The sequence below is a fragment of the uncultured Agathobaculum sp. genome, assembly GCF_963927765.1.
Classification (GTDB): domain Bacteria; phylum Bacillota; class Clostridia; order Oscillospirales; family Butyricicoccaceae; genus Agathobaculum.
Genome location: NZ_CAWVCU010000045.1, coordinates 1 through 4309, shown reverse-complemented (window position 1 = coordinate 4309; position 4309 = coordinate 1). Strand labels below are relative to the sequence as shown.

The following is a 4309-nucleotide window of genomic DNA, read 5'->3' as shown; positions in this document are numbered from 1 at the left end:
CATTTCCGGCAAATTTCTTTATACCGCCAATCAAAAAATCGCTCGTTTTTCTGGGATAATCTGTCGGTTTTAGGTGGGACGATGACATGAATGTTAATCTCCCTCACAAAACCGGCATAATGTCCGGGAAAAAAGCGCATAAACCGGGAAAAGAAGAACGAGGACTCAAGGCATGGAAAGTGCTTTGGGTCTTTTTTGTTGCGCAAAAATGGCTTGAAAAGGTGGATAAAAGTTCTGAAAAAGAGAAAGTAGGGAAACGGGCGAAAAGAAAAAATGTCGATTTTAAAGCGACAATCGGCCTGTTTTAGGTGAGACGGATTGGAAAAAGGAGAAATTGGAGCAGATCGAACGGAATGGGCTGGGAATGGAAGAGAATGGAGAAAATGGGGCGTATTTAGAATAGAAAAGTTCTGAATCCCGCGCCACGCAATTATTCGGAGTTTACAGTTCCTTACAGATATTGGACGGACCTTGTTAGAAAAATCCGGCTCAAACGGCCAAAAAAGTGCGTTTTTAACCGAAAAATTGCTTGTTTTTAAAGGGATAATAACAAATGTGTTAACATCCCTTTGCTTTTTTCTAGAGCGTTATGCGCTTGAAATCCGGAATGACTTGATCGAATTCTGACAAACAAAACCGTACTTTTTCTATTGGAAAAAGTACGGTTTTATTTTTGAGATCACTTGTGATCCTTGATCGGCTTTGCTTGGACTTATTTATCTTGAATGCGAGAGGATTATGGTGAATGATTGATATTACAACGAAATTTGATGGTGATATCTGTGATGTGGATGCGGTTTTCGGGGAAATGCCGATGCTCTAAATAGTCATATAAAAGGCGAAGGGGTAAATTGCCTTGCGTCTGCTCGTCCTGCCCGATGATGAAATCAACGATGCCCTGACGCACCATCTCCATGTTATCCGGCGTTGCGTCGTGTACAATGACATGAATGCGCTCAGCAAGTCCGGTTTGACGGATCGCCTGATAGACTCCGGTACGCCCAGCGGAGGCGATATAAATACCGTGTAAATCGGAGTCGGATTGAATGGCGCGAAGTGTGATGCGTTTGGCAAGTTCTTCGTCCAGAAATGTGTATTCCGGCTGCATGATTCTGATATTGGGATAATTCTTTTGCATTTCTTCGAGAAAACCGGTCAGCCGCTGAGAATCGCCGTAATGTCCGCTGCGCTGCCCCAAAATAGGCAGGCATGTACCGTGTCCCTGCATCACCATACCCATCAATGCGGCAGCTGCCTGCCCGGAAGCGATATTGTCCGGACCGATATATGCAAGACGGTTGGCATCTGCGATGTCGGTATTGAACGTCACAACGGGGATGCTTTTCTGCTCGGACAGGGTGTTGATTTTGTCGCGAATCAGTGTGTTTGCCAGTGGCATCAACGCGAGTCCGTCGATATGCTCTGTGTTGACCAATTCGTCGATTAAAGCCAGCTGGTGCCACACATCCATATCATCCATTGTACGGATCACAACAGTGACATGAGGGATGTTTTCCCGCTGTGGAAAGTCCTGAAAGGACTGGCAGAGCAACTGGACAAATGAAGAACGGGCGGAATGCAGGATAACGCCCAATTTCCATTCTTTTACGGGCTTGACCGTGCTGCGGATGGGCAAATAGCCCATATCGCGGGCGGTATCCCGGATGCGCTGGGCCACTTCTTCGCGAACCCCTTCTTTGTGATGCAGGGCGCGGTCGACTGTACCGCGCGAAACGCCGCATTTGTCCGCAATTTGCTGCATAGTCACCATGGTTGGTTCACCTCTGCGTGTGGGATAAACTGATTATATCATACAAAAATCGATTTGGATAGATAGAACAAATGCACGGAAAGGTACAATGATGAAAAAGGATAGATCACATAAAATTAGATAAATTATATTATATTTACAATAAATGAAAAGAAAAATTGTATATATTCACGATATAATGCACGGAGAAATGATAGTCGCCGCAAGATATTGTATCGAACGGAAAGACATGCTATGCTGTTCTTGTCAAGTGAAACGTACGTCATCAAGACCAAAATATTGACAGTCGGAGAGCAAGGGAAATATAGAAAATCGCTTGTTCAAAAACCCTGAACCGCATTGTTGGGGAATACGGCAAATCAGACTGCTGGAACAGAAATAGTGAAAGGAAGTTATGAGCATGAAAATCGGTTTCAACGAAGCAAATGATCGCTTCTGCAAAGATCACTCCGTGATGAAGGATCTGGAGTACTGTGAAAAGTACGGCTTTGATTTTATCGACATTCAGTCCGAATGCCTCAACCGCGATCTCGAAGCGGGCAAGATCACCCTCGAGGAGATGGGCGAGTGGTTCAAGACTCACCATTTGAAGATGCTCTCCTATAACGCGCTGTGCTTCTTCAACATGAAGCAGACGCAGGAAGAGAAAGATGCAGTGATGGCGGAACTGGACGAGATTATTCGCCGCTGCGATATCCTTGGCTGCAAAATGATTGTAGTCGTTCCCAGCAAGGATATGAAGGAGCGCGGCCTGACCCCGACCCGCAAGGAGATCCGCGAGGATGCGGTTGCAGTGCTCAAGGAAATGGTCAAGAAGTGCGAACCGCACGGCATCAAACTCAGCCTGGAGTTCTGCGGTGAACCGGCTATGACCATTAACCGCTTTGAGGATGCTTATGCCATCGTTGAGGCTGTGGATAGCCCGATGGTAGGCGTCACGCTCGACCAGTACCACTTCTACGCGATGGGCTCCGGCTGGGATACCCTCGAAAAGGCTGACGGCAAGAAGATTTTTGTATGGCACCTGAACGGCACTGAAGACTTGCCCTGCGGCAGCTACTACAACAACGACGAGAAGCGCATGTGGCCGGACGCGGAGGGCGACTGCCTGCCGCACGCCCGCTATGCGGACACCCTTAAGAAGATCGGGTTTGACGGTGACTGCTGCACGATCGAGATTTTCCGTCCGGAGTACTACCAGATGGATCAGGAAGAGAATGTCAAGAAGTCTGCTGAGGTAACAAAAGCCCATGTTGCCAAGTACGCGCAGTTTTAAGAATTTGCTGCTGTAATGCATTCGGGTTGCAGAGCAAAAAAGTGTATGGTTCGTGTTTTGATTGCTTTTCAATGATATCAGGAGAGGAGAATTGTTGTGAGTAATTTGAAGAAAATCGGTGCGTTGTTTCTGTCTTCCGCGCTGTTGGTAAGCACGCTGGTCGGTTGTGGAGGAAGCACGGAATCGGGAGAATCCGGTGCAACTGAAGAGGCTTCCGGCGCACACACGATTTCCATTGTGTTCAAGACCACTTCCAATGAGTATACACAATACATGATGGCGGGTGCGGAAGCGGCATCGGAAGAATATGGCGTTACGCTGGATATGAAAGGCGCAACTTCTGAAACTGCGTATGATGAGCAGCAGAACATGATCGAAACCGATTTGAATTCGGGAAAATATGACGCAATGATTATTGCTCCGCTGCAGGGTGATATGGTTTCCACCTTGGTAAGCGGAACAGATATGCCGATTTTTGCGATTGATACCGATTTTGATGCAGCAGAAAAGATTTCGTTTATTGGCATCGGTCAGGCCGATGCTGCGGCAAGCGGCGGTGAAGCTGCGGTTGAAGCAGCGAAAGCAGCTGGCTGGACGGATATTAAGGCTGCTTATATTGCTGGCGTTCAGGGTGACTCGACCGCAGAAGCGCGCAAGACCGGTTTCCAGGAAGGCATTGAAGCAGCGGGCGGCACTTTCCTTGTCGATGAGATTCAGTATGCAGATGCTGTTGCAGACAAAGCAGCCAATTGCATGGAAGCCATCATGCAGAATCATCCGGAGGGCCTTGCAATCATTTGCTGCCACAATGATGATTGTGCTATTGCCGCAGCGCGTGCAGCGGAAAATAATCCGGCCTATGCAAATACAATTTTCGTAGGCTTCGACGGTAACATCACTGCAGCAGAGTCCATTCTGGATGGAGGCGAAACCATCACGGTTGCGCAGAGCGGCTATGACCAGGGTTATCGTGCAGTGGAAACTGTTGCAAAGTATCTTGACGGCGAAGAGGTTGAGAGCTTTGTGGATTGCGGCACTCAGGTGATTGACAAGGATTCCGCTGAGGACTATCTGAAGGAACTGGAAGAACAAATGGGCGGCACATTGGAGTTCTAAACCGAAAAGAGTTACAGGTTCTGCAATAACAGTATCAAAAGGAGCAATTTATATGTCTGTTTTGAAAATCGGCGTAGTAGGCTGCGGCCGAATCGGCAAGCTGCACATCAATAACCTGATCAACAGCGTACCGGGCGTGCAGGTCG

General features: G+C 47.7%; 4 protein-coding genes. 3 read left to right on the top strand and 1 reads right to left on the bottom strand.

Annotated features, from left to right (window positions below):
- The first annotated feature begins 86 nt into the window (after window positions 1–86).
- Entirely contained in the window at window positions 87–308 is a 222-nt protein-coding gene (locus tag ABGT74_RS03635) for a hypothetical protein (RefSeq protein WP_346704495.1), read from the top strand.
- A gap of 428 nt (window positions 309–736) precedes the next feature.
- On the opposite strand, the gene ABGT74_RS03630 is transcribed toward ABGT74_RS03635, so the two are convergent.
- The gene (locus tag ABGT74_RS03630; RefSeq protein WP_346704493.1) at window positions 737–1771 is read right to left on the bottom strand and encodes a LacI family DNA-binding transcriptional regulator; all 1035 of its coding nucleotides are present in this window, start codon (window positions 1769–1771) and stop codon (window positions 737–739) included.
- A 400-nt stretch (window positions 1772–2171) separates the two neighbouring features.
- On the opposite strand from ABGT74_RS03630, the gene ABGT74_RS03625 reads away from it, so the two are divergent.
- Entirely contained in the window at window positions 2172–3047 is an 876-nt protein-coding gene (locus tag ABGT74_RS03625) for a sugar phosphate isomerase/epimerase family protein (protein ID WP_346704492.1), read from the top strand.
- 96 nt (window positions 3048–3143) lie between these two features.
- Window positions 3144–4163: a sugar ABC transporter substrate-binding protein gene (locus tag ABGT74_RS03620; RefSeq protein ID WP_346704491.1), complete on the top strand. Its 1020-nt coding sequence runs from the start codon at window positions 3144–3146 to the stop codon at window positions 4161–4163.
- The last annotated feature ends 146 nt before the right edge of the window (window positions 4164–4309 follow it).